The sequence below is a fragment of the Candidatus Obscuribacterales bacterium genome (genome assembly GCA_036703605.1).
Lineage (GTDB): Bacteria > Cyanobacteriota > Cyanobacteriia > RECH01 > RECH01 > RECH01.
Window position 1 is genome coordinate 1 of sequence record DATNRH010000606.1, and the last position, 1431, is coordinate 1431.

At 52.1% G+C, this 1431-nt stretch carries 1 protein-coding gene and 1 pseudogene; one reads left to right on the forward strand and one right to left on the reverse strand.

Annotated elements, in window-relative coordinates:
• A partial coding sequence (locus V6D20_12895; protein ID HEY9816678.1) for a hypothetical protein occupies positions 1-215 on the forward strand: 215 nt, incomplete at its 5' end.
• Between the two features lie 15 nt (positions 216-230).
• Here V6D20_12895 and V6D20_12900 read toward each other — a convergent pair.
• A pseudogene (locus V6D20_12900) lies at positions 231-1120 on the reverse strand (IS630 family transposase).
• Positions 1121-1431 lie beyond the last annotated feature (311 nt).

Here is a 1431-nt window from a genome sequence, read left to right on the forward strand (position 1 = left end):
CAAACTCTTGCACCCTCAGCCCAGGCAAACTGCACAAGGTTCGGGGTTTTGTCCGCAACTCGGCATCAGTCATTTTCATGGGCTTACCCTGGTCTATGCTCCTGATCCTGATTCTATCAGCTCAATTTCCGATAAAGTCTATCGAAGCACATGGCGGTCAAATTGGCGGCGAAAGTGAGACTAATCAAGGCACTACGTTCTGGTTGACGCTATAGCTTGATTCTTTTTGGTTAGGACGCAGCTTCCTTCAGCACAAACTCCATCGCTTCTCGTAAACTCGCAACGTCTCCCAATACTTTACGAATCAGGCTTTTCAGACACGCCCAGCACCTCTCAATCCGATTCAAGTCCGGGGAGTACGGCGGCAGATACACCACCTGGCACCCAGCCGCCTCAATCAACTCAGCGATCCGTCCCCCATGATGAAACGTCGCATTATCCAAAATCACCCACTCCCCTGGATGCAGTTGCGGCACCCAACAAGTTTCCAACCACACCTCAAAAACAACGCGATTACAGGAACACTCCACTGTAAAGGGCGCAATGAGGTCTCCATCCCGATACCCCACAATCCTATTCACCCGTCCCTGACGCCGACCCGATTTCATCCCATAGAACCGTTCTCCCATGGGAGAGTAGCCATAGCCATAGGTGTCCCGCTCATCCATGCCGGACTCATCGACGTAGGTCACAGACGCCTTGAACGCTTGGCTCAACCAGGCTAGGAAGGCTGCTCGTTTCTCCTCGTCTCGTTGGACGTACCCGTAGTTTTTTTTACGGCTGTAGCGAATCTTCGCGATGGCCCGTGAGATGGTGGGTTGGCTGACCTCACCGTCCCACAGTTCGGCTAGTTCCCGCTGGGTTTTGTCGCTATGGGCACCGACGAACGCCTCGAATTTATCCCAATCGTTGATTTTGGGTGGGCACTGGGGTCGGGTTCGGGGGGTCGGGTTCGGGGGGTCGGTTGGATATCGCCGATTTGGGCTTTGCGCTGACACCACAAGTTGATGGTGTTGCGGCTGATGTTGAATAGTTGACTAGCTTCGCATTTCTTAAGGCCGTCCAACTCGATCGCCTGCATCACATTGCGTCGGAAGTCGCCACTATAGGGTTTAGCCATGGAGAGGGTAGAGGCAAGGGAACTCTTCTACCTATATGTCCTAGCCTTAATGAATGCAGCTATATCAACCTTTAAGGTATTGCGACGGCATGGTGTGATCTCTACTCACATCAAATCCGGTTAAAGAGTTGTAGGATATGTTCTTTCCTATAACGTGAGTTCAATGAGCTCATGACTCTCAATGCTGGCAGCTAGAAGCCTTGCCTACACAGGCAAAATCCACCTCGGATAGATAGGGGTGAGTCGGCGCAGGCTGACTTGGGCTATAGAGCTGTGGTTTCAACCACCTGGCCTTTAGGTTGTATCAGTCC